We start from the raw sequence: 23,686 nt of genomic DNA, 5'->3' as shown, positions 1-23,686 counted from the left end.
TGCCTGGCGTATTGAACCGTTGTGGATATGCCAATCGTCAATCGGGGTGAACGGATGCGGCTGCGTCAGGTTCAACCCAGTAGATTCGCGCTTCATCTGCCTCGGGAATTTCATAGGGTCGGATACCTGTACTTTCCTCGAGGCAATCGCTGGTTTTGATTACTGGGGCTACAGCGACAAGCGGCTTGGCGAGGGGGAGAAGACATTGCGGCTGCCAATTATCGGGGTGACGGCCTGTAGCTATAAGGTCGGCCCGCATGCAGTTCAATTGAATGACGACAAAAATGCCCGCGCAGTAGCCACTGCTGCCCATGGATTGCCGTTGATCTTACCGATGTTTCCAGAGTTGCTGAACATAGCAGACATAATCGATGGACTGGATGGTCTGCTTTTCACCGGTTCACCTTCCAATATCGAGCCTCACCACTACGAGGGGCCGCCGAGTCCACCCGGGACACAAAAAGATGCCGCTCGTGATCACCTCACGCTACCGCTGTGGCGAGCGGCCGTAGAAGCAGGGCTGCCGGTGCTGGGCGTGTGCCGGGGTTTCCAGGAAATGAATGTGGCCTTTGGCGGCACGCTCGTGCAGCAACTCCATCAACCTGGCATAGAGCATGAGCCGCCAAGCAACGAACCGCTTGAAGACCAGTACGCACCCGCCCACAGGCTTACGGTGCGACCAGGTGGCGTGTTGCATGGGCTGGGGTTTCCCGAAGTGATCGAAGTCAACTCGGTACATGGGCAAGGGATAGAACGGGTCGGGGAAGGCTTACGCATCGAGGCTGTGGCCATGGATGGCCTGGTTGAAGCATTGTCGGTGGAAGGTAGCCGCTCCTTTGCCCTCGGCGTGCAGTGGCATCCTGAGTGGCAGGTGATGTTCCATCCACAATATCGCGCTATTTTCGAGGCGTTCGGACTTGCTTGCAGAATGCGAGCGGCACAGCGGCCAAGGTAGTTCACCCATGATCGGCTGTCAGGTTGCAATCACAATCATCCGTCTGTCGGGGCTCTGCAAATAGGAAAAAACCCTCGACGAAGGCGTCCATCAAAACAGTTGTAGAGTTCGTTCGACTCTCCACGTCAGGTCTTCGGCCCGCCCAGTGCGGGCCTTTTTTTATGACTTCACGAGGCCACAGCCTGGCGGGGGGCTCAGCGCGATGCGGCTTGCGCCAGTTCCCATGGATCATGGCTGCAGAACACCTCCAGGTCTCTGCCATGCGCAAGGATCAGCTCGCGCAAACGGCGCTGGTTGGTCATGCGCAATCGGTGGTCGCTGTCCATCATCCGCTGGTAGAGGCGCATGCCAAGGGGGCAGCGGCGCTGCGTGCCATGGACTTCCCCATGGTGGAAATACGCATCGCCTGCATGCAGCAGCCAACCCTTTTCAGTGCCCAGGGCAACGCCCGCATGGCCGCTGGTATGCCCAGCCAGTGGCACCAGCAGAATGTCTTCGCGCACATCAATCAGCGGGCGCACGGAATCGAAGCCGAACCAGTGCTCACCCTGGCCCGGGTAGAACTCCCAGTTGAGCCGGCTTTGCCACTGGCTGGCGCGAAAGCGCCGGGGTTCGACCCAGCTGCGGACCTGGCTGGCCTGTCGCATTTCATCGCCGAGCAGATGCACTCGCGCCTGGGGGAAGTCATCCAGCCCGCCAGCATGGTCAAAGTCGAGGTGTGTCAGGACAATGTGGCGGACATCAGCCGGTTCAAACCCCAGCCGCCGTATCTGATCCAGCGCAGTGAGGCGTTGATCGAACTGAATGTTGTTGAACACACGAAAGAACCGGCTCAGGCGCTCGGGGTGCTGGATATCGTTGTGGCCGAAACCAGTGTCGACCAGCACCAGGCCGTCATGCTCCGTTTCAATCAGCAGGCAGTGGCAAGGCACCTTGGCTGTAAGCCCCTTGCTGTAGCCGTCAAACAGCGCACCGCCAAGCGGGGACATGCACCCGCAGTTCAAATGATGGATGTTCATCGCGACACTCCTATGGCATAGGCAAGCCTGTTGTCCGTCGACGGCGGGGTGCAGGGCAATGCTCCCCTGGCGCGATCAACGGCCGCCTCGCTACGCTTGCCAAAGCCTCTGTGTCGCTGCTTTTGCAGCCAGCCAGCTAACGGGTTCAACGCCTGGTGCCGGGTCAACCACTACCGCACCGGCGGCCTCGCCACAGGGCGGTCAGCTGTCACAAACCGAGCATGTTGTAGTGCACGTAGTACATGATCCACAGCGACAACCCCACCAACAGCACGATGATCACCACGGTGAAAATGAGCGCCACCAGGCTCCAGCGCTGCTCGCGCGCGGTGGTCAGGTGGAGAAAGAACACCATGTGCACCAGAATCTGCATCACCGCACAGGCCAGCACCAGCAGGAACGTGGCGCTGCGCGACAAACTGGGATACATGGCCAGCCCGAAGGGAACGAGCGTCAGCAGAGCGGCCAGCACAAAGCCGATGTTGTAGGACTTGTGGCTGGACTGGCTGGCCCCTGCGCTGCTATGAACCTGGCTTTCGCTGCTCATCGGATCACCCCGAACAAGTAAACGACGGTAAACACGCACACCCACACAATGTCGAGGAAATGCCAGAACAGGCTCAGGCAGCTCAGCCGTGTGGACATGACGCAGCACAGGCCGCGCTGCTGCACCTGAATCATCAGCAGGGCCATCCACACCAGGCCTGTCAGCACGTGCAGGCCGTGGGTGCCGACCAGGGTGAAGAAGCCGGTGAGGAACGCGCTGCGCTGCGGCCCGTAGCCCTCGGCGATCAGGTGGTGGAACTCGTTCACCTCCATGGCGATGAAGCCCAGGCCCAGCGCGAAGGTGACACCCAGCCACTGCAACACGCGGCGTTTGTCCTTGCGGTGATTGGCGAGCATGGCATAGCCGTAGGTGACGCTGCTGAACAGCAGCAGGCCGGTTTCAGCGAGCACGTAGGGCAGTTCGAAGATGTCTGCCGCGCCCGGGCCACCTGCCACAGACTGGCCCAGCACGGCGTAGGTGGCGAACAGCGTGGCAAACAGGATGCAGTCGGTCAGCAGGTAGATCCAGAAGCCAAACAGGCTCAGGGAGCCGGCATCCTCGTAACCTTGCTCTTGCTGATGGGCGGTTTCGTTCAGGACGATATGCGACATGGATCAGGCCTCCGCCATCAGTTGGCGCCGTTCGGTTTCCACGCGTTCGACTTCCTCGGCAGTCACGTAGTACTCGGTATGCTGGTCGTAGCTGCGCACGATCAATGCCGCCACCGTGGCCAGCAGGCCGGCGATCGCCAGCCACCAGATATGCCAGACCAAGGCGAAGCCCAGCACCGTGCTCAACGCGCCGATCACCACGCCCAGGCTGGTGTTGCAGGGCATGTGAATCTTGCGGAAATCCGCCTCGATCAGCGTCTTGACCCCGCGTTCCTTCATGCCCCAATAGGCGTCGATGCCGTGTACTACCGGTTGCTCGGCGAAGTTGTAGAACGGCGGCGGAGATGCAGTGGCCCATTCCAGCGTGCGGCCGTCCCAAGGGTCGCCGGTGTGGTCGCGGTTTTCGTGGCGCTTGCGGATGCTCACAACCAGTTGCGTCAGCTGGCAGGCCACGCCGCAGAGGATGATCAGCACGCCGACCATCTCCAGCAGCAGGAACGGGCGCCACTCGGGCACGTTGAAATGGTTGAGGCGCCGGGTCATGCCCATGAAGCCGAGGAAGTACGACGGCATGAAAGCGAAATAGAACCCCACCAGCCAGCACCAGAACGCAGCGCGCCCCAACGGGTCGTAGAGCTTGAAGCCGAACGCCTTGGGGAACCAGTAGGTCAGCCCGCACATGTAGCCGAATACTGCGCCGCCGATGATCACGTTATGAAAGTGCGCGATCAGGAACAGGCTGTTGTGTAGCAGGAAGTCGGCGCCTGGCACGGCCAGCAGCACGCCGGTCATGCCGCCGATGCTGAAGGTGACGATGAAGCCGACGGTCCACAGCATCGGTGTCTCGAAACGCACCCGCCCGCGGTACATGGTGAACAGCCAGGTGAAGATCTTCACCCCCGTGGGCACGGCGATGATCATGGTCATGATGCCGAAGAATGCGTTGACGTTCGGCCCGGCACCCATGGTGAAGAAGTGGTGGACCCAGACGATGAACGACAGCACGGTGATGACGATGGTCGCCCACACCAGCGAGTAATAGCCGAACAGCCGCTTGCGCGAGAAGGTCGAGGCAACTTCCGAGAAGATGCCAAACGCCGGCAGAATCAGGATGTACACCTCCGGGTGGCCCCAGGCCCAGATGAGGTTGATGTACATCATCGGGTTGCCACCCAGCTCGTTGGTGAAAAAATGCATCCCCAGGTAGCGGTCGAGGCTGAGCATGAACAAGGTGGCGGTCAGGATGGGGAATGCCGCCAGGATCAGGATCGAGGTGCACAGTACCGTCCAGGTGAACACCGGCATGCGGAACAGCGTCATGCCCGTGGTACGCATCTTGAGGATGGTGACCAGGAAGTTGAGCCCCGTCAGCAAGGTGCCTATCCCCGATATCTGCAGTGACCAGATGTAGTAGTCCACACCCACTCCGGGGCTGTAGGCGATGCCGGACAAGGGCGGATAGGCGACCCAGCCGGTGCGGGCGAACTCACCAATGCCCAGTGACAGGTTGACCAGCACCGCGCCGGAAACGAACAGCCAGAAACTCACCGCGTTGAGGAACGGGTAGGCCACGTCGCGGGCGCCGATCTGCAACGGCACCACGATGTTCATCAGGCCGACCACGAACGGCATGGCCATGAAGAAGATCATGATCACGCCGTGGGCGGTGAAGATCTGGTCATAGTGCTCTGGCGGCAGATAACCAGGCGAACCGTCCGAGGCCATGGCCTGCTGGGTACGCATCATCAACGCGTCGGCGAAACCGCGCAGCAGCATCACCAGGGCGACGACGATGTACATCACGCCGATGCGCTTGTGGTCGACCGAGGTAAACCACTCCTTCCACAGGTAGGTCCATTTGCGTTTGTAGGTGATGGCTGCGACCCCGCCGAAGCCGATCAGCCCGACCACTGCAAGGGTATACATGATGATGGGCTCGCCGAGGGGGATGGCATCCCAGGTCAGTTTTCCGAACATGTGCCTCACTCCTTGCTGCCTTGCGGCGATTGACCCTCAGGAGCGCCCAGGCGCTCCTCGACCTCGCGGGACCGGTTGACGCCCTGGTACTTGTCGATCAACGACTGGAACAGGCCGGCGTCGACCGCTGCGTAATGCTCTACCGGGTGAGCGACGCTGGGTTTGGCCAGCTGCGCATAGCGGCTCTGATCGAGCTGGCGTTGCGAGCTGCGCACCTTGGCCACCCAGGCATCGAAACCGGCCTGGTCCAGTGCCAGGGCGTTGAAGTGCATGTCGGAGAAGCCGGGGCCGTTGTAGTTGGCGGCGATACCGGTGTAGCGACCCGGCGCGTTGGCGATCAGGTGCAGCTGGGTCTGCATGCCGGCCATCGCGTAGATCTGCCCACCCAGTGCCGGGATGAAGAACGAGGTGATGGCGCCATCGGAGGTCACCCGGAAATCCACGGGCGTGTCCACCGGCATGGCCAGCTCGTTGACCGTGGCGATACCTAGTTCGGGGTAGACGAACAGCCACTTCCAGTCCGTGGCGATGACCTGCACCTTGACCGGCGCCTTGGCGGCATCGAGTGGGCGGTAGGGGTCGAGCGCATGGGTCGAGCGCCAGGTCACCACCCCGAGCACGATGATAATGATCAGCGGCACGCCCCAGACCACGGCCTCGATTGCGCGCGAGTGGCTCCACTCGGGCGTATAGCGGGCCTTTTCGTTGGAGGCGCGGTAATGCACCGAAAACACCAACGCCATGATCATGACCGGGACGACCACCACCAGCATCAACAGCGTGGCCAGGATGATCAGGTTGCGTTGTTCCAGCCCGACCTGGCCCTTTGGGTTGAACAACACCATGTCGCAGCCCGAAAGCTGCAGCGCGATGATGCCCAGCATCAACAGCCCGAATAGTCGTGCGGCTTTGGAAGTTCCCTTTACCATGCGCCCGGTCCTGTAATTGTTGCTGAATATGTTGTTGTGCTGGTTTAGAAGGAGAACCCGCGCATGAAGGTTGTATGTAATTCACGTAATCACGACGAACGGCGGCCTCACGCCGCTTGCCCGGTTCAGGGCCGGGTACCGGTTCGCCCGGGCTCGATACCTGCGCAAACCGGGCAGGCATGAAAAAGGGGCCTGCCAAGGCCCCTTCGAGGTCACTGCAACCCGCGCTTACCGGGCTTCGATCTTGCGCGGTGCCATGAAGTACATCCAGATCAGCGCCAGGAAGTACATGGCCGGGATCATGGTGAACAGCACGGCATAGTTATTGTTCGTCGCCATCAGCACGCTGCCGACGATCTGCGTCATGAACATCCCGCCAATCGCTGCGCACATGCTGGCGAAGCCGAACACCGTGCTGATCAGGTGCTTGGGTGTGTAGTCCATCACCAGGCTCCAGATGTTGGCGGTCCAGGCCTGGTGCGCGCCGACTGCCAGGGCGATGGCCAGCACCGCGATCCACAGGCCGCTGGCATGGGCGGCAAAGGTCACGCTGACCATGGTGCAGGCAAAGATCAGCATCGACACCAGGCGTGCGGTGGTCGCGCGCACGCCGCGGCCGATCAGCCACGAGGAAAGGATGCCACCGCCGATGCTGCCGAAGTCCGCAGTCAGCCAGATCAGCATCAGCGGGATGCCCATCTGGGTGACGCTGATGCCCAGGCTGTACTGCTGGTTGAGAAACGGTGGCAGCCAGTACAGGTAGAACCAGAACACCGGCGCGGTGATCGCATAAGCCACGGCGAAGGCCCAGGTGCCACGCATACCGAGGATACGGCTGAAGGGCAGGCGCGCTACTGGCGGCTCGACGTCTTGCAGGATGTAGTCGAGTTCGCTCTGGCGCACATGCGGGTGCTCTTCCGGGTTGAAGTACTTCAGGCCCCAGAACACCAGCCAGACCAGGCCCAGGCAGCCCATGGCGATGAACGCGGCCTGCCAGCCCCACACGGTGAGGATCAGTGGCAGCAGGGCCGGGGTGACCATGGCGCCGACGTTGGTGCCGGCGTTGAACAGGCCGGTGGCGATGGCGCGTTCGCCGGCAGGGAACCACAGGCGCACGGTCTTCACGCAGGCCGGGTAGTTGGCCGCCTCGGTCAGGCCGAGGATGAAGCGGCAGACCATGAAACCGGCCGCCGAGGTGGCCAGGCCGTGGGCACCGGTGGCCAGGCTCCACAGCAGCACGGCGGCGAAGAAGGCACGCTTGACGCCGACCTTGTCGATCAGCCGGCCCTGCAGCACGAAGCCGACGGCATAGCCGACCTGGAACCAGAAATTGATGTTGGCATAGTCCATCGCCGTCCAGTTCATGGCCTTGGCCAGTTCCGGCTGCATGATGCCGAGCGCGGCGCGGTCGATGTAGTTCAGGGTGGTAGCGAAGAACACCAGGGCGAGCATGCCCCAACGGGTCTTGCCGACGGCGAAGGCGCCACGGATCTTGTCGCCGATGCCGGCGCAGGGCAGCCGTGGGCTGGCGGTTGTGAGCTTGGAGTGATTCATATCCGGGTCGTTTCTTGAAATTGTAATGGACGGCTTTTTCTCGAACGTGACCTGGCCCCAGGCAGGGGGTACACGCAAGGCCGGTGCATGGTGAGCAGTGAATCGGCGAGCGTCAATTCGGGGGAGGGGGCTATTGTTCGATAACCGAACAATAGCGCGCGTGCTCACGGGCAGCTCAGCGCCTTGCCGGCCAGGTAGCCGAAGGTCATGCCCGGCCCCAAGGTGATACCGCCACTAGGATAATGCCCGGCCATCACGCTGTGCATGTCGTTGCCGACCGCGAACAGGCCGGGTATCGGCTGTTGCGTATGATCGAGCACCCGTGCCGAGGCATCGGTGCACAGGCCGACAAAGGTGCCGAGGCTGCCAGGCAGCAGTTTCACTGCATGAAAAGGGCCGTTCAGCAAGGGGCGCAGCGAAGGGTTTGGCCCATGCAGCGGTTCGCCCTGGGCTTTGTTGTAGGCCGAGGCGCCGCGCTGGAAGGCCGGGTCTTCGCCGAGCGCGGCATGCCGATTGAAGTCGGCCACGGTGCGCTGCAGCTGTGCGGCATCGATGCCGCAGCGCTGCGCCAGTTCTGCCAGGGACTGGCCACTGAACAGGTAGCCGCGGCGCCGATAGAAGCCGGTCGAAAAAGGCCACGGCTTGGCCCAGCCGATACCGTAGCGTCGCTGTGCGGCATGGTCGCAGATCAGCCAGGCTTCGTGGGCTTCGCCCGGTGGCGTGGCGGCGAATAGTGCATTCATGAAATCGTGATAGCAGTCCGCTTCATTGGTGAAGCGTCGGCCATCGCGGCGCACGGCGATGAAGCCAGGCTTGGCGCGGTCGATCAGGTGCGGAAAGTGGCCAACGCTGCCGTCACGGCGCGGCACTCGGGAAACCGGTGCCCAGGCGCCTGCCTGCACCAGTGTGCCGAGCTGGGCACCGGCCTGTTCGCCGAGGTTCAGGCCATCACCGCTGTTCTCTGGCGGCGCCGCCGAGTGATGCTGGGTGCCATCGGGCGCGTGGGGCATCAGCCGGGCGATGCGTTGGCGATCATGGGCAAATCCGCCACAGGCCAGGACCACGCCACGGCGTGCCCGGACCACCTGGCCATCGGCGAACTGCGCGCCGTCGATGCGCCCATCGCCGAGCAAGCGCACAGCTGCTTTGTCGGTGAGCAGGATCACGCCAAGGTCCAGAGCGCTGCGCAACAGGCGGGCAACCAGGGCGTTGCCGTTGACCAGTTGCAGGCCGCGCCGATGCAGCAGCAGGTCGCGGCCATGGCGCAGCAGGCGCTTGGCAACGTGCAAGGCCGCTTGCGGCGAGCGGCGGGCATTGAAGAAGGCTGCCATGTCGGCCCCCCCGGCGATGCCCATGCCCGCCAGGCTGACGATGTCCAGCGGCGGGCGCAGCGTGTGCAGCCATGGGCCGAGCAACCGACCGTCGAACGGCAGCGCACACAGCGAGCGCCCGCCGTGTGCGCTGCCATCGCCGTCATGCATGTCGGGCATCCTGCTGCCGGACTGGAACTGCACGGCAGTGTGCTGCTGGAAGAACGCCACCATTTCCGGGCCATGGCGCAGGAAGGCTTGCTGGCGTGGGTCCAGTTCGGTGACGTGGGTCTGGGCACGCAGGTAGCGTTCCGGGGCGTCGTCGCCTTCGACGATGCCTTCGGCAACCGCCAGCGGGTTGCGTGGAATCCACAGCCAGCCCCCCGACCAGGCGCTGGTGCCGCCAAGCTGGCTGGCCTTTTCCGCGACGATCACCTGCAGGCCGTGATGCGCGGCGGTAACGGCGGCCGCCAGGCCAGAGGCACCGGAGCCGATGACAAGTACGTCACATTCGAGGGGTTGCATGCCGGGGTCCCGCTCAGGTTAATGAAATGGTCAGTCATTGCAGCGGCGAAAAGCCCGTGGGCCGCAGCAGCCGCGAGTGCAGTTGCAGCACCGCGCCCAGCTCCCGATTGCGCCGCGAGAACTCCGCCCAGCGCGGGTCGGCGGCCATTGCGGCACGGCGCGCCATGCGCTCGTCGAGGCTGGCGTAGGCCCACATATGCACCACCTGGTTGACCTCGCCGAATTCGCTGGTGAAGAAGCCCACCAGGTTGCCGAGGTGCTCGCGCTGCACCGCCAGCGCATGGCTTTGGTACAAGGCCAGCCAGTCAGCCATCTTCAGTGGGTCGAGGGTGTAGGTTCTCAGTTCGTAGTACATGCGGGTTTCTCCTGGTGGCTGGCTGGCGCCTGCAGGCGCTCGGCGATATGGCTGGCCGCGATCCAGCCAAAGGTCAGGGCGGGGCCCAGGGTGATTCCGGGGCCGGGGTAGGTGCCGTTCATCATTGAATTCATGTCGTTGCCCACTGCATACAGCCCGGCAATCGGTGCGCCGCTGCGATTCAGCACGTTGGCATTGGCGTCGGTCACCAGGCCGCGCGCCGAGCCGAGGTCGCCGGTATGGAGGCGGATGGCGTAGTACGGCGCCTTGGTCAGCGGAGCCAGGCACGGGTTGGGCTGGTGCTGAGGGTCGCCCATGTAGCGGTTGTAGCTGTTGCCGCCCTTGCCGAATGCACGGTCGATGCCGTTGCGGGCGTCGGCATTGAAGTGCTCGAGCGTCTGCTGCAACGCTTGCGCATCGACGCTGATGGCCGCAGCCAGGTCGCGCACGCTGTCGGCGCGCAGCAGGTAGCCGGCGGCGATCAGTGGCGAATTGTCCACCGGCTTGGGCCGCGCCAGGCCCAGGCCGTAACGGTTCATTGCCTCGGCGTCGCAGAGCAGCCAGCAATGGCCGATGCCGTTGGCGAACATGGTCTGCACGAAGTGGTGGTAGGAATTGGCTTCGTTGACGAAGCGCCGCCCGGCCGGGTCGACCGCGATCACCCCAGGCTTGGCACGGTCGGTGACCAAGTGCGGAAAGCGCTCGCGGTGGCCATTGGCATGCTGCAGCTCGGACACCGGCGCCCAGAAGAAATTGGCCGCCAGGCCTTCGCCCTGGGCTGCCGCCACCGCTTCGCCAAGGCGCAGTGCGGCGCCGTCGTTGGTGGGTGGCGACATGCTCAGGTGTGGCGCTGAGGTAGGCGGACGATAACTTGCCGCCAGCTGCCCGGCAGCAAAACCACCCATGGCACAGACCACGCCACCGCGAGCCTGCACCCGTATGCGTCGGCCCTCGCGCTGTACGATGACGCCGGTTACCGCGCCGCGTTCGACGATCAGCGCTTGTGCTTCGCTGCGCAACCAGAGTGTCGTGCCGTCGGCGAAGGCACTGCTGGCCAGGCGGGCGATCAGGGCGTTGCCGGTGGTCAGGCGGGTCCCCCGCGGGTGCTTCAGGCGATCCCGCGCATAACGCGCCATCAGTTTCAGGCAGTGCCACAGCGAGGCGGGCGAGCGGCGCAGGTTGAGGAAGTGCTGGATGTCGACGCGGTTGACCATCATGCCACCGAACAACAGCATGCCCGGCGGCGGCATTTTCAGGTCCTTGAAGCGCGGACCGAGATGGCGCCCGTCGTACTCGACCATTTCCAGGGCGCGGCCGAACTCGGTGGCGCCGGGCTCGGCCGGGTAGTAGTCGGGCGAGTGCGGGCGCAGGCTGTAACGCAGTTCGGTGTGCTGCTCCAGCCAGCGCAGGGCCTGGTGACCTCGGTCGATGAAGGCTTCCACCAACGCCGGGTTGTAACCTGCGCCGATGATGGCCTTCAGGTAGGTGCGCACTGCCTCGGGGGAGTCCTCGGCCCCGGCGGCCTGTGCCTGATCGCTGCCGTAGATCCACACCGCACCGCCGGAGATTGCCGAGGTGCCGCCGAAGTGCTCGGCCTTTTCCACCACCAGTACCTTGAGCCCGTGGCGGGCAGCCGTGGCGGCCGTGGCGAACCCTCCGGCACCGCTGCCGAGCACCACCAGGTCGAACACAGCTTGTTCGCTAGCGTTCATGGTTTCAGATCTCCAGCGGGGTGACGCCCATGAAGGCGCCGAGGTGGCCCAGTTGGGCGAAGGCCATCTGGGCGCCGGTCTGGATCGGGCAGCCGCGTTCACGCGCCTTGTGCAGCAGCGGGGTAATCTCTGGCGAAGTGACCACGTCGGCCACCAGCGTGCTGGCTTTAAGGGTCTCCAGCAGTGCCAGCGGCAACGGCAGTTCGCCGCTGTTGCCCATGCCGACGGGGGAGGCATTGACGACCAGGTCAAAGTCCTCCAACGAGGGGTAAAGCGTGGCGATTTGCAGATGCGGGAAGGCCCTGCCGAGCACTTCGCCCAGCGCCCCGACGCGTTCGGCGCTGGGGTCGCTGAGGGTGATCCGGCCAAGGCCCGCTTCACCCAGCGCATAGGCGATCGCACTGCCAACCCCGCCACAGCCCACCACCAGCGCATGCTTGCCGCTGGCCACGAAGCCTTGCAGGCGGGCGGCGCCAAGGAAACCCGCGCCATCGACGTTGTCGCCAACCAGGCGCCCGTCACCTTCGCGGCGGATCACGTTGACCGAACCCAGTGCCTGTGCACGTGCGCTGAGCCTGTCCAGTAGCGTGGCCAGGGCTTGCTTGTACGGCACGGTGACCACGCAGCCGCGCATGTTGCGCCAACCGCGCAGGGTGTCGACAAAGGCGTCCAGCGCGGTTTCCTGCAGGTCGATGGGCAGCATCGCCAGGTCGCGGGCGTTGTTGGCGAACCAGGTATTGAAATTTTCCGGCGACTTCACCTGAGCGACAGGCGAACCGACGATGGCGACCAGTTCGGTTGAACCTCGGATCATGCTGACCTCCGTCATGACTGTTGTTGTGGAGGCAAGCTTGTAGCGAGGCGATTTCATCGACAATGCGCTTATCGGGCATCTGATGCGATAATCGCAGCCATCTATCGGTAATCGCATTAACAGCGACTTTCCACGAGCCTAACTCAATGTCCCAGACCGTGATCCACCCCCGCGACCTGATCGCCGGCCTGCAGAAAGGCCTGGCGCTGATGCAGCTGTTCAGCGCCGAACAACCACGCCTGAGCGTGCCCCAGGCGGCCAGGCTGTCCGGCTTGACCCCCAGTGCCGCCCGGCGCTTTCTGCTGACCTTGGTGCACGAAGGCTTTGCCGAGACCGACAACCGCCATTACTGGCTGACACCCAAGGCCCTGCGCATAGGCCAGGCCTATGTCGACTCGGCGCAGTTGCCGCGCATGCTGCGGCCGATCGTCGAGCAGGTGGCGCGGCAGACCCAGGAACATGTGTCGGTGGGTAGCCGTGATGGCGACGAGATCATTCACCTGGTGCGCAGCCGCTACAGCCACATCGCTTCGTTGTCGATCCGCCCCGGGTCGCGGGTGCCGATGTATTGCACGGCAAGTGGCAGGGTCTGGCTGGCGTGGCTGGAGGAGCAGCAACGCGAGGAATACTTCGCGCGCAACCCGCTGCAGGCGCTGACGCCTTACACCCAGACCGACAGGGCGTTGCTGGAGGCGGAGTTGCAGCGGGTGAGGGCGCAGGGCCACAGCATCGTCGATCAGGAATATGAAATCGGCATGCGTGTGCTGGGCGTGCCGCTGCTCGACCGCAGCGGCCAATTGAAGGCGACCTTGACGATCACCACCCATGCGTCGCGGTTGAGCATTGACGAGATGCGCCTGCGCTACCTGGCAACGTTGTATGAGGCGCAGGGATTGCTCAAACCAGTGCTGGATTGAACATTCACGGGCGCTGAAAGTTTGAGACCGATCAACTATCCGGCCATGCATTCTATATCCGAAGTTTGGGCCAATGGACGATGGGTGCTGCTGTAAAGTGTCAGCATGTATTGTTGCCCAAGGCTACTTTCCACCAAGGTGTAGTGCTTGCCGGCTTTAAAGTCCTTATAGGTAATGTTTGCATTGCAGGCACTACCGTTACTGTCCCCGTCACCCTCGACATACAGAGTGCTGCCTAGCGTATGCTGGCCCTTGGGGACCTCGAAAAAGCGCCCGTCAGAGAGCCGTTTGCCATCCAGTGTCTCGGCCATGAGGGTGGTCGTCGGCTCTTCGCGCAGGCTCACCCATGCCTCGTCCGGGGCGGCCTTGGGCATCGGCCCGGCACAGCCACCCAGCACCCCGAGAGCTCCCAGTAGAGGTATCACTACCCGCCATCTTGTACCCATCTACGACCTCTGATTGCAGCTGCGAATGATTCGCACAGGATGGTCGCCAAGCCGCTTCGCTGCAAATGAATATGCCCTTGGATTTTGCTTAAAAAACGTTAATGCAGGTTTAACCGACGCGCCGGAAAGTCCGTGGAAGACTGCGCCCCGTTCAACTTTCGGGGGCAGGGTATGCTCGGTCTGGTCAAAACGGCACTTCACAAACCCTACACGTTTCTGGTGTTGGCAATTGTGATCTGCATCGTCGGTCCGTTGGCGGCAGTGCGCACGCCAAGTGATGTTTTCCCTGATATCGGCATACCCGTAATTGCCGTGGTGTGGCAATACGCTGGGCTGGCCCCGGACGCCATGTCGGGGCGGGTCGTCTACACCTACGAGCGGGCACTGAGCACCACGGTCAACGACATCGAACACATCGAGTCGCAGTCATTGCCGGGCATGGGTATCGTCAAGATCTTCTTCCAGCCCAGCGTCGACATCCGTACTGCCAATGCGCAGGTCACCGCGGTTTCGCAGACCGTGCTCAAGCAGATGCCGGCGGGCATCACGCCGCCGCTGATCCTCAACTACAGCGCCTCGACCGTGCCGATCCTGCAGATGGCATTCTCCAGCCCGACACTGTCCGAAGCGCGCATTCGCGACCTGGTGCAGAACAGCATCCGCCTGCCGTTGACTTCGGTACCCGGCCTGTCGATGCCGACCCCGATGGGAGGCAAGCAGCGCCAGATCACCCTTGACCTCGACCCTCAGGCCCTGGCAGCCAAGGGCTTGTCCGCCGAGGACGTGGCCAATGCGCTGGCCGCGCAGAACCAGATCATCCCGGTGGGCACGGCGAAGATCGGCCGCAACGAATTCACCGTGCTGCTGAACAACAGCCCGACGGCCATCGACCAGCTCAACGCGTTGCCGGTCAAGGTCGTCGACGGCGCGCAGATCACCATCGGCCAGGTGGCCCACGTGCGTGACGGGGCGCCGCCGCAGACCAACATCGTGCGCGTCGATGGCCGTCGCGCGGTGTTGATGCCGGCATTGAAGAACGGCAACAACTCGACTCTGTCGATCGTCGACGGCATCCGCAGCATGCTGCCGCGCATCGATGAAACCCTGCCGCCGGAGCTCAAGACCTCGCTGCTCGGCGATGCCTCCACGGTGGTCAAGCAAGCGGTCGGCAGCGTCGCCCGTGAAGGCCTCATCGCCGCCTTGCTGACCAGCGCGATGATCCTGCTGTTTCTCGGCAGCTGGCGCTCGACCCTGATCATCGCCGCGTCGATCCCGTTGGCGGTGCTGTCGGCCATCGCCTTGCTGGCGGTCAGCGGGCAGACCCTCAACGTGATGACCCTCGGCGGCCTGGCGCTGGCCGTGGGCATTCTGGTCGACGACGCGACGGTGACCATCGAAAACATCAACTGGCACCTGGAGCAGGGCAAGTCGGTCCGCCAGGCCATTCTCGATGGCGCCAGGCAGATCGTCGGCCCTGCCTTCGTGGCCTTGTTGTGCATCTGCGTTGTATTTGTTCCGATGTTCATGCTCCAGGGCATCGCCGGATACCTGTTCCGGCCCATGGCATTGGCAGTGATGTTCGCCATGGGGAGCTCTTTTATTCTGTCGCGCACCTTGGTGCCGACCCTGGCCATGTTCCTGCTGAAACCGCACCGGGTGGAGCAGGGCGAAGGGCGGCACCCCGAGGACGCGTATCTCAATCACCACGAAGGCGACCAGGCGGCCAACCCGCTGGTGCGCCTGCAGGCCGGTTTCGAAGTGGGCTTTTCGCGACTGCGCGACGGCTATCAAGGGTGGCTCGAACTGGCACTCGCCAACCGCAAGCGCTTCCTGCTCGGCTTCCTCGGCTGCGTGCTGGCCAGCTTTGCCCTGCTGCCGACGTTAGGTGAAGACTTCTTCCCCGAGACCGATGCCGGGGCGATGGCACTGCATGTGCGCCTGCCGCTGGGTACGCGCATCGAAGAAAGCGCGGCGGCCTTCGACCGCATCGAAAGCCGCATCCGCGAAGTGCTGCCGGCAGAGGCGGTGGCGTCGATCATCGACAACATCGGCCTGCCCATCAGCGGCATCGACATGGCCTACAACACCAGCGGCACGGTCGGGCCGCAGGACGGTGACATCCAGATTGCGCTCAAGGCCGGCCATGGCCCGACCGCCGAGTACGTGAAGCGCCTGCGCGAGGTACTGCCAGACAGCTTCCCCGGCACCACCTTTGCCTTCCTGCCGGCTGACATCAGCAGCCAGATCCTCAACTTCGGTTCGCCAGCACCGCTCGACGTGAAGATTTCAGGCCCCGACGACGCTGCCAACCGCGCCTACGCCGCCGAAGTGATGCGCCGCCTGCAGCACATTGCGGGCATCGCCGACCTGCGTCTGCAACAGTCGGAAAGCTACCCGTCGCTGCAGGTCAACGTCGACCGCGAGCGCGCCGCCGAGCTGGGCATCACCGAGCGTGATGTCACTGCCAGCCTGGGCGCTTCGCTGGCCGGCACCTCGCAGACGGCGCCGACCTACTGGCTCAACCCGGCCAACGGTGTGTCCTATTCCGTGGTTGGCGCCACCCCGCAGTACAAGATGAGCAGCATCGCCCAACTGGAGGCTCTGCCAATCACCGGCAGCAATGGGCATACCGCCGTGCTCGGCGGCATCGCCAGCCTGGCGCGGAGCAACACCGCCGACGTGGTCAGCCACTACAACATCACCCCGACCCTGGACCTGTATGCCAACGTCCAGGGCCGTGACCTGGGCGGCATCGCCGCAGACATCCAGCACGTCATCGACGACACCGCCCCGTTGCGCCCCAAGGGCGCGACCGTGAGCCTGCACGGCCAGGTCACCGCGTTGCATGAGGCCTTCCACGGCCTGAGCCTGGGCCTGCTGGGGGCCATAGTGCTGATCTACCTGCTGATCGTGGTCAACTTCCAGTCCTGGATCGACCCGTTGGTGATCATTACCGCCTTGCCCGCCGCGCTGGCCGGGATCGTCTGGATGCTGTTCGTCACCGGCACCACGCTGTCGGTACCGGCGCTCACCGGAGCGATCCTGTGCATGGGCGTCGCCACGGCCAACTCGGTGCTGGTGGTGAGCTTCTGCCGCGAGCGCCTGGCGGTGCACGGCGATGCCGTGAAGGCTGCCATGGAAGCCGGTTTCACCCGCTTCCGGCCAGTGCTGATGACCGCCTTGGCGATGATCATCGGCATGCTGCCACTGGCCTTGTCCCAAGAGCAGAACGCACCACTGGGCCGGGCGGTGATTGGCGGCCTGGTGGTCGCCACGTGCGCGACTCTGTTGTTCGTCCCTGTCGTGTTCAGCCTGGCCCACCGCCGCTCAACCCCTCACGCTGTCGTTGGAGAAAACCTGCATGCCTAGCCGTTCCATCACTGATCGCCGGCGCTTGAAACGCCTGGGGGGCGCCGGCCTCGGCCTCGCTGCCCTGGTGGTTGCACTGGGGGTGTATGCCCGGCAGCACCAGGCTGCTGCGGTGCAGGCGTGGACCGAGAGCCGGGCAACGCCCGCGGTGGTCACCTGTACCCCTTCGATGAATGCCGCCAGCCAGGTACTGAGCCTGCCGGCCCACCTGCAGGCCTGGAACATGGCGCGGGTCAACGCCCGGGTCAGCGGCTACCTGAAGAACTGGCAGGTGGATATCGGCACGGCAGTCAAGGCCGGCCAGCCGCTCGCGGAAATCGACAGTCCCGAACTCGACCAGCAACTGGCCCAGGCCAAGGCCAGGCTGGCGCAGCACCAGGCCAGTGCGGCGCTGGCGCAGAGCACTGCCGTGCGTTGGCAGCACCTGCTGGCCAGCCATTCGGTATCGCGCCAGGAAGTCGATGAGAAGGTGGCTGCTGCTGCGGTCGCCAGCGCCGATGCGCAGGCTGCCGAAGCGGATTATGCGCGGCTGAAGGACCTGGCGGCTTACAAGGTCATCCGGGCACCGTTCACGGGCACCATTACCGCCCGCCACGCGCAGGTCGGCCAGTTGATCAAGGCCGACAGCGAGAGTGCCACCTCGCTGTTCGACATCGCCGACACGCGCCGCCTGCGCCTGTACGTGCCGGTGCCGCAGAACTACGCCAGCCAGATTCTGCCCGGCATGCAGGTGCAGTTGTCGGTGCCCGAGCGGCCCGGCCAGCACTTCATGGCCGCGTTGCTGGGCACCTCGACCGCTGTCGACCAGGGTTCGGGCACGCTGCTTGCGCAGTACGCAGTGGATAACAGCAGCGCGGCGTTGCTGCCGGGCGACTACGCCAGCGCCCGCATCACCCTGCGCAGCGATGCCCAGGCCGTGAGCATTCCTGCCAGTGCGCTGATCTTCAGGGCCCAGGGGCCGCAGGTGGCGGTACTCGATGGGCAAAGCCGCGCGCACCTGCGCAGCATCCATATTGCCCAGGACCTGGGCAGCACGCTGGTCGTCGATGGCGGCCTGAGCCTGAAGGACAGGGTGGTGGACAACCCGCCCGATGCCCTGCGTGACAATGATGCGGTGCGCAGCGTAACGCCGGGAGGTGGGCATGCGCCTTCGGTTTGAGCGTGGCGGGTTGTTGCTGTGCCTGGCCTTGCAAGGCTGTTCGCTGGCACCGCATTACCAGGCGCCTGTGGTGCAATTACCGGCGCATTACGGCGAGCGCTCAGGTGCCTGGCAGAGGGTGGGTGAGCAAGGGCAGTTGCCCGAGCAATGGTGGAAGCTGTTCGATGACCAACGTCTCGACGAGCTGCAGGCACGGCTTGAGGCATCCAACCCGAACCTGGCCGCTGCGGTGGCGCATTACGATGCCGCCGCCGCTTACGCCCAAGGTTTGCATGGCGGGCTGTGGCCCCAGGTCAGCGCCAGTGCCACACCGGTTCGCCAGCGCCAGTCGGACAGCCGGCCGCTGCGCGGTGCTACCCAGCCCTCGATTTACGACAGCGACAGCGCCGGCCTGAGCCTGAATCTTGATTTTGACCTGTGGGGCCGGCTGCGTAACCAGGTGGCTGCGGGGGACGCCTCGGCGCAGGCTTCGGCCGACGACCTGGCCGATGCGCGCCTGAGCCTGCAGCGGCAACTGGCGGTGCTGTACGTCCGGGCACGAGGCCTCGACGCCCAGCGCCAGTTGCTCGACAGCGCCGTGGCCGACCGCGCCCGGCTGCAGGCGCTGATTCAGCACCGTTACGACGGCAATATCGCCTCGCAACTGGACCTCGACCGGGCCGCAGCCAGGCTGTCCGAGGCCAAGGCTGCGGTGGATGACGTGATCGCCCAGCGCACCCTGGCGCAACATGCCATTGCCGAATTGGTCGGCGCCTTGCCGGGCGAGTTCGCGCTGGCAGCGGACGCTGCACCGCTCAACGTACCGCCAGTACCCGCGCAGTTGCCCGGCACGTTGCTATTGCGCAGGCCGGATGTGGCCGCCGCCGAGCGTCGCGTATTTGCCGCCAACGCCACGATCGGCGTGGCCCGTGCCGCCTGGTACCCGGACTTCAGCCTGGTGGGGCTGGTGGGTGGGCAGACGCAGGGTAGCGGCAACCTGCTGGCGGCAGCCAATCGCTACTGGGCCATCGGCCCGGTGCTGCAGCTGCCGCTGTTCGACGGCGGCCGTCGTTCGGCCGAAGAGCGCCGGGCCCAGGCCGAGTTCGAGGCGGCGGCAGCGGCTTATCAAGGCAAGGTGCTGCTGGCCGTGCGCGAGGTCGAAGACAACCTGGCCCAGGTGCACGACCTTGCCCGGGAAGCGGAGGATGTGCAGCAAGCGGCGCAGGCGGCAGGCAGCGCCGAACAGATTGCCATGGACAGTTATCGGCAGGGCGCTGTCAGCCTGCTGGATGTGCTGACCGCTCAGCTCGATGCGTTGCAGGAGAAGCAGAAGCTTCAGGATCTGCAGACCCGCCAGCTGGAGGCGCGGATAGGGTTGATGGCAGCATTGGGGGGTGGTTGGGCCCAAGACTCTTAAAAACGCGCAAAGTTTCACCGGAAAAACAGTAACTTAGGGAATTTTTTCAACCCGTGTACTGGTCGGATTTCCGTTGAAAGCCTCCGTGCAGAGCCTCAGGATCGCCTCGGCATTCCCTTGAGGCTCTCATCCATGAAGTACTCCTCGATTCTCTTGTTGTCACTTGGCCTGTTGAGCGGCGTCGCTTCGGCAGGCGGCAATACCGAAGCAGGCATAGGCGGCGCGCTGGGCGGGGTACTGGGCTCGGTGGTCGGTCAGTCGATAGGCGGCAGCACCGGCTCGGCAATCGGCGCAGGCTTGGGTGGCGCAGCCGGCGGTGCGGTGGGGGCCAACAAGCACAGCCGTGGCGAAGCGGCCATTGGCGGCGCACTGGGCGCTGCCGGCGGCAACGTGGTTGGTCGGCAGATGGGCGGCACTACGGGCAGCATGATCGGTGCGGCAGCAGGAGGCGGCTTGGGCGGTGCCCTGGGTAACCACATGGGCCGCGAATATGACGACGAAAGCGGTCATCGAGGGGGGGGTCGTGACTATGACGATGATGACGACGACGATCAGGGCTGGCGCCGTCATCGCCACGACCGTGGTCATCACTACGGCTGGCGCAAGCATCACCGCGACTGGCGCGACGACGACTGATCGGCGCCGATGCTGGCGCCCCGTTCAAGGTGCGCCGAACAACATCGTCCAATATACCCCCTCATCGCTGCGCGCATTCGCGACATAGGCCGCGCCAACCTGGGTGAACATCGGGTTCATCAGGTTGGCACAATGCCCGGGGCTGGCCAGCCAGCCGGCCATGGCCTTGCTCGGGGACCCTTGGCCGGCGGCAATATTCTCACCGATCTGACGCCCCCGGTAGCCGGCATCCCACGCCCGGTCTGCGGGCAAATCACCGTTGGGGTCGCGGTGCGCGAAATAGTTGCCGTTGGCCATCGCCCGGCTGTGGCGCTGCGCTGCCGTGCCCAGGGCGGTGTTCCAAGTGAGCGGGCGCGCAGCGGCGAAGCGCTGGCGACCACACAGCCGCGGCTTGGCCCGGGCGGCGTTGACCTGCGCCAGTAACGCGTTGCTCGCGGAGCGCTGATCGCCGAGCTGTGCGTCGAGCACGGGACGCGCCAACACCACCTGCCACTCGCTACGGCTGCGGCTCACGCCGATATCGGCAAACTGGTTGTCGAGCAAGGCCGCGCAGAAGTGGCTGCGCAGCCTGTCGAAAGCCTCCTCGGCATCTGTTGCGCCGACTACACGGATGCTGCGCACCTTTACTGCCTGATAGCCAGCGTCCTTCAAGCCTTCTCGCAAAGCGCCGCCGTAGCCAACCGGTAATGCCAAGCTCGACTTCAACGCCAGCGGTGTCGAGACCAGCACTCTGCGCCCTTCGCAGCGCTGCGGCTGGGCGCGGTAATCGTTGATGGCCGCCACCAGCTGGCGTTCCCCGCTGGCCAGGGCGGGGCTGATGAACAGGGGGAAGAAATGAACGAGGCATACCGAGACAAACGACGAGCAGCGGGCAGCTTGGCGCATGGGCGAAACAGCTCTTGAGGGATGATGGCGGGAGTGCCGATCAAAGGGCCCGAGTATGACTGCGCGCCTGGATACTGGTTCACGAACACTGGAGTCAAATCTGGCGGCAGGAGCAGCGTCCCTGTGGTCAGCACGCTCCATGAATAAACGTTGCTTTTGGATAAGCCTGTATTATTGTAGAGGTAAATACATTTTTTGTTGAATACTCTACATGATCAAGTGGTCGCTATTGATACTTGGGTTGCCGACGGCCAACGCCACCGAGCGAATGCGTGCCTGGAGAACCCTTAAAGCCTCTGGCGCAGCAGTGCTGCGCGATGGCGTATACCTGCTGCCAGAAAGTCACGTGGGCCGAGAAACCTTTGAAGCCGTGGAACGTGATGTGCTGGCCAGCAACGGCACAGCGTTCCTGTTCTCGCTGTCTGAACCTGAGGAACGCTTCAGCGGGCTGTTCGACAGGGGCGATGAGTACGCCAGGCTGATGGAAGACGTTGCCGCCAGCCGGGCTGAGCTGACGGCGGATAATGCGCTTCACATTACACGGCAGGCACGCAAGCTCAGAAAGGCTTTCGGCCAGCTGGCAGCGATCGATTTCTTCCCGGGCCTGATCAAGGCCCAAGCCGATTCGGCACTGCAAGAGTTAGAGACCGCCATCAGCCGGGCACTGTCCGCCGATGAGCCGCGTGCGCACGACGAAGTCATCACTCGACTCAGTCGCAGCGACTACCAGGGACGACGATGGGCAACCCGAAAACGCCCATGGGTGGATCGGTTGGCCTGTGCCTGGCTGATCCGTCGCTTCATCGACGCTGACGCCCGGTTCATCTGGTTGAACCATCCCGGCGACTGCCCGAGCGATGCACTGGGCTTCGATTTTGATGGGGCCAGGTTCAGCCACGTGGGCCAGCGGGTTTCCTTCGAAACCCTCATCGAGAGCTTTGCCGTGCAGCAGCCAGGCCTGGCACGCCTGGCCGGCGTCATTCACTACCTGGATGCAGGCGGCAATCAACCTGCCGAGGCACCCGGTATCGAGCGTGTCCTCGCAGGCTTGAGAGCGAGCATTGACGATGACGATCAACTGACCGTGGCCGCCGGGGGCATCTTCGATGGCCTGCTGACGGCTTTTGCAAGTGAGGAATCGCAAAATGGTTGACACCCCTACAGCAGTCAGCGAGCAGCCGCCATCGCAAGCGACCCGGCAGCCGATCGGCCTGTATGAAGCCTTCCTGTTCTGGCTCAAGTTAGGCTTCATCAGCTTTGGCGGGCCTGCCGGGCAGATCTCGATCATGCACCAGGAGTTGGTCGAACGCAGGCGCTGGATCAGCGAGAAGCGCTTTCTGCACGCGCTGAACTACTGCATGCTGTTGCCCGGCCCCGAGGCCCAGCAGCTCGCCACCTATATCGGTTGGCTCATGCACCGTAGCTGGGGCGGGGTGATTGCCGGCGCATTGTTCGTGCTGCCTTCGCTGTTCATTTTGATCGGCCTGTCCTGGGTCTACGTTGCCTTTGGCGAGGTGCCGGTCGTTGCAGGGATCTTCTATGGCATCAAGCCCGCGGTCACCGCGATCGTCGTCCATGCCGCCCACCGGATCGGTTCACGAGCCCTGAAGAATGGCTGGCTGTGGGCCATGGCCGGCGCCTCGTTCGTGGCGATCTTCGCGCTCAACGTGCCGTTCCCGCTGATCGTGCTGGTGGCCGGCATCATCGGCTATGTGGGTGGTCGCTTCGCCCCGGGCAAATTCGTGATCGGTGGCGGTCATGGTGCGGCAAAAGACAGTTATGGCCCGGCGCTGATCGATGACGACACCCCAACCCCGGAACATGCACGTTTCAGATGGGCGCACCTGGTACGCCTGCTGCTGATGGGGGCCGGGCTCTGGTTCGTGCCTATGGGGCTGCTGACGCTGTCGTTTGGCTGGGATGGCACCCTGACGCAGATGGGCTGGTTCTTTACCAAGGCCGCCCTGATGACCTTTGGCGGTGCCTACGCGGTGCTGCCCTATGTTTATCAGGGAGCGGTTGGGCATTATGGCTGGTTGACCCCAACCCAGATGATCGATGGCCTCGCCTTGGGAGAAACGACGCCAGGGCCACTGATCATGGTGGTTGCCTTCGTCGGATTCATCGGTGGGTACGTGCATCCGATGTTCGGTGCGCAGCACCCGTTCCTTGCCGGTGCAGTCGCGGCGAGCCTCGTCACCTGGTTCACCTTCCTGCCGTCGTTCATCTTCATCCTTGCCGGAGGCCCGGTGGTGGAATCGACCCACAACGAGATGAAGTTCACCGCACCGCTGACAGGCATCACGGCGGCTGTTGTGGGGGTGATCCTCAACCTCGCCCTGTTCTTCGGCTACCACGTGCTTTGGCCAACGGGCTTCAATGGAGCGTTCGACTGGCCGTCCGCAGTGATTGCGCTCAGCGCTGCGATTGCTTTGTTCAGGTTCAGGCGCGGGGTGATCCAGGTGCTGTTCGCCTGCGCACTGGCAGGCTTGACGGTGCACCTGTTGCGCCTGTGAAACCGGCAGCCGAGCCAGGCTTGCTCTCTCGCTGACCGGCGAGCCGTTGACTTC

20 protein-coding genes are annotated in these 23,686 nt (G+C 63.9%); 8 read left to right on the top strand and 12 right to left on the bottom strand.

The window, feature by feature from the left end; genetic code table 11:
- Positions 1–205 precede the first annotated feature (205 nt).
- Positions 206–955, top strand: a complete 750-nt coding sequence (locus ACQKPS_RS20210) for a gamma-glutamyl-gamma-aminobutyrate hydrolase family protein (RefSeq protein WP_313202265.1) — start codon at positions 206–208, stop codon at positions 953–955.
- 194 nt (positions 956–1,149) lie between these two features.
- Here the strand turns inward: ACQKPS_RS20210 and ACQKPS_RS20205 are convergent, their stop codons facing one another.
- From ACQKPS_RS20205 to ACQKPS_RS20160, 10 genes are all read right to left on the bottom strand, one after another.
- The gene (locus tag ACQKPS_RS20205) at positions 1,150–1,974 is read right to left on the bottom strand and encodes an MBL fold metallo-hydrolase (protein ID WP_427605460.1); all 825 of its coding nucleotides are present in this window, start codon (positions 1,972–1,974) and stop codon (positions 1,150–1,152) included.
- Positions 1,975–2,182: 208 nt separating this feature from the next.
- On the bottom strand, positions 2,183–2,521 hold the full coding sequence (cyoD, locus tag ACQKPS_RS20200) for a cytochrome o ubiquinol oxidase subunit IV (protein WP_283722994.1): 339 nt from the start codon (positions 2,519–2,521) through the stop codon (positions 2,183–2,185).
- Positions 2,518–3,132, bottom strand: a complete 615-nt coding sequence (gene cyoC / locus ACQKPS_RS20195) for a cytochrome o ubiquinol oxidase subunit III (protein ID WP_283722993.1) — start codon at positions 3,130–3,132, stop codon at positions 2,518–2,520. Before cyoC ends, cyoD begins: the two co-directional genes overlap by 4 nt.
- 3 nt (positions 3,133–3,135) lie before the next feature.
- Entirely contained in the window at positions 3,136–5,109 is a 1,974-nt protein-coding gene (gene cyoB, locus ACQKPS_RS20190) for a cytochrome o ubiquinol oxidase subunit I (protein ID WP_427605459.1), read from the bottom strand.
- A gap of 5 nt (positions 5,110–5,114) precedes the next feature.
- Positions 5,115–6,038, bottom strand: a complete 924-nt coding sequence (cyoA, locus tag ACQKPS_RS20185) for a ubiquinol oxidase subunit II (RefSeq protein ID WP_427605458.1) — start codon at positions 6,036–6,038, stop codon at positions 5,115–5,117.
- Between the two features lie 228 nt (positions 6,039–6,266).
- Entirely contained in the window at positions 6,267–7,592 is a 1,326-nt protein-coding gene (locus tag ACQKPS_RS20180; protein WP_427605457.1) for an MFS transporter, read from the bottom strand.
- A 164-nt stretch (positions 7,593–7,756) separates the two neighbouring features.
- Complete coding sequence (locus tag ACQKPS_RS20175; RefSeq protein WP_427605456.1) at positions 7,757–9,427, bottom strand: FAD-dependent oxidoreductase; 1,671 nt, start codon at positions 9,425–9,427, stop codon at positions 7,757–7,759.
- 34 nt (positions 9,428–9,461) lie between these two features.
- Positions 9,462–9,782 (bottom strand): NIPSNAP family protein, encoded by a 321-nt coding sequence (locus ACQKPS_RS20170; RefSeq protein ID WP_283722989.1) that lies wholly within the window; start codon positions 9,780–9,782, stop codon positions 9,462–9,464.
- Positions 9,767–11,494, bottom strand: a complete 1,728-nt coding sequence (locus tag ACQKPS_RS20165) for an FAD-dependent oxidoreductase (protein WP_427605455.1) — start codon at positions 11,492–11,494, stop codon at positions 9,767–9,769. The genes ACQKPS_RS20170 and ACQKPS_RS20165 overlap by 16 nt, the downstream gene beginning before the upstream one ends.
- A gap of 4 nt (positions 11,495–11,498) precedes the next feature.
- Positions 11,499–12,308, bottom strand: a complete 810-nt coding sequence (locus ACQKPS_RS20160; protein ID WP_427605454.1) for a shikimate dehydrogenase family protein — start codon at positions 12,306–12,308, stop codon at positions 11,499–11,501.
- 146 nt (positions 12,309–12,454) lie between these two features.
- Between ACQKPS_RS20160 and ACQKPS_RS20155 the strand changes: the two genes are divergently transcribed.
- On the top strand, positions 12,455–13,225 hold the full coding sequence (locus tag ACQKPS_RS20155; protein WP_427605453.1) for an IclR family transcriptional regulator domain-containing protein: 771 nt from the start codon (positions 12,455–12,457) through the stop codon (positions 13,223–13,225).
- Positions 13,226–13,260: 35 nt separating this feature from the next.
- Here ACQKPS_RS20155 and ACQKPS_RS20150 read toward each other — a convergent pair whose 3' ends face one another.
- Complete coding sequence (locus ACQKPS_RS20150) at positions 13,261–13,569, bottom strand: hypothetical protein (RefSeq protein ID WP_254480293.1); 309 nt, start codon at positions 13,567–13,569, stop codon at positions 13,261–13,263.
- 273 nt (positions 13,570–13,842) lie between these two features.
- Between ACQKPS_RS20150 and ACQKPS_RS20145 the strand changes: the two genes are divergently transcribed.
- From ACQKPS_RS20145 to ACQKPS_RS20130, 4 genes are all read left to right on the top strand, one after another.
- A complete protein-coding gene (locus ACQKPS_RS20145; RefSeq protein WP_427605452.1) occupies positions 13,843–17,040 on the top strand; it encodes an efflux RND transporter permease subunit in 3,198 nt (1,065 codons plus the stop codon).
- On the top strand, positions 17,033–18,199 hold the full coding sequence (locus tag ACQKPS_RS20140) for an efflux RND transporter periplasmic adaptor subunit (protein ID WP_427605451.1): 1,167 nt from the start codon (positions 17,033–17,035) through the stop codon (positions 18,197–18,199). The genes ACQKPS_RS20145 and ACQKPS_RS20140 overlap by 8 nt, the downstream gene beginning before the upstream one ends.
- Positions 18,183–19,595, top strand: coding sequence for an efflux transporter outer membrane subunit (locus ACQKPS_RS20135; protein ID WP_427605450.1), 1,413 nt, complete (start codon positions 18,183–18,185; stop codon positions 19,593–19,595). Before ACQKPS_RS20140 ends, ACQKPS_RS20135 begins: the two co-directional genes overlap by 17 nt.
- 132 nt (positions 19,596–19,727) lie before the next feature.
- Positions 19,728–20,231, top strand: a complete 504-nt coding sequence (locus tag ACQKPS_RS20130; RefSeq protein WP_283722981.1) for a glycine zipper domain-containing protein — start codon at positions 19,728–19,730, stop codon at positions 20,229–20,231.
- A 24-nt stretch (positions 20,232–20,255) separates the two neighbouring features.
- Here ACQKPS_RS20130 and ACQKPS_RS20125 read toward each other — a convergent pair whose 3' ends face one another.
- The gene (locus ACQKPS_RS20125) at positions 20,256–21,116 is read right to left on the bottom strand and encodes a CAP domain-containing protein (protein ID WP_254480288.1); all 861 of its coding nucleotides are present in this window, start codon (positions 21,114–21,116) and stop codon (positions 20,256–20,258) included.
- A 211-nt stretch (positions 21,117–21,327) separates the two neighbouring features.
- Here ACQKPS_RS20125 and ACQKPS_RS20120 point away from each other — a divergent pair, with 211 nt between their 5' ends.
- Together ACQKPS_RS20120 and chrA are read left to right on the top strand one after the other, a co-directional pair.
- Entirely contained in the window at positions 21,328–22,269 is a 942-nt protein-coding gene (locus tag ACQKPS_RS20120; protein WP_427605449.1) for a chromate resistance protein ChrB domain-containing protein, read from the top strand.
- On the top strand, positions 22,262–23,632 hold the full coding sequence (gene chrA, locus ACQKPS_RS20115; protein WP_427605448.1) for a chromate efflux transporter: 1,371 nt from the start codon (positions 22,262–22,264) through the stop codon (positions 23,630–23,632). The genes ACQKPS_RS20120 and chrA overlap by 8 nt, the downstream gene beginning before the upstream one ends.
- Positions 23,633–23,686 lie beyond the last annotated feature (54 nt).

The organism is Pseudomonas sp. NPDC086566 (assembly GCF_050280885.1).
In the GTDB taxonomy this organism is placed as follows: Bacteria; Pseudomonadota; Gammaproteobacteria; order Pseudomonadales; family Pseudomonadaceae; genus Aquipseudomonas; species Aquipseudomonas vlassakiae.
This window is presented reverse-complemented; position numbering and strand designations above follow the sequence as displayed.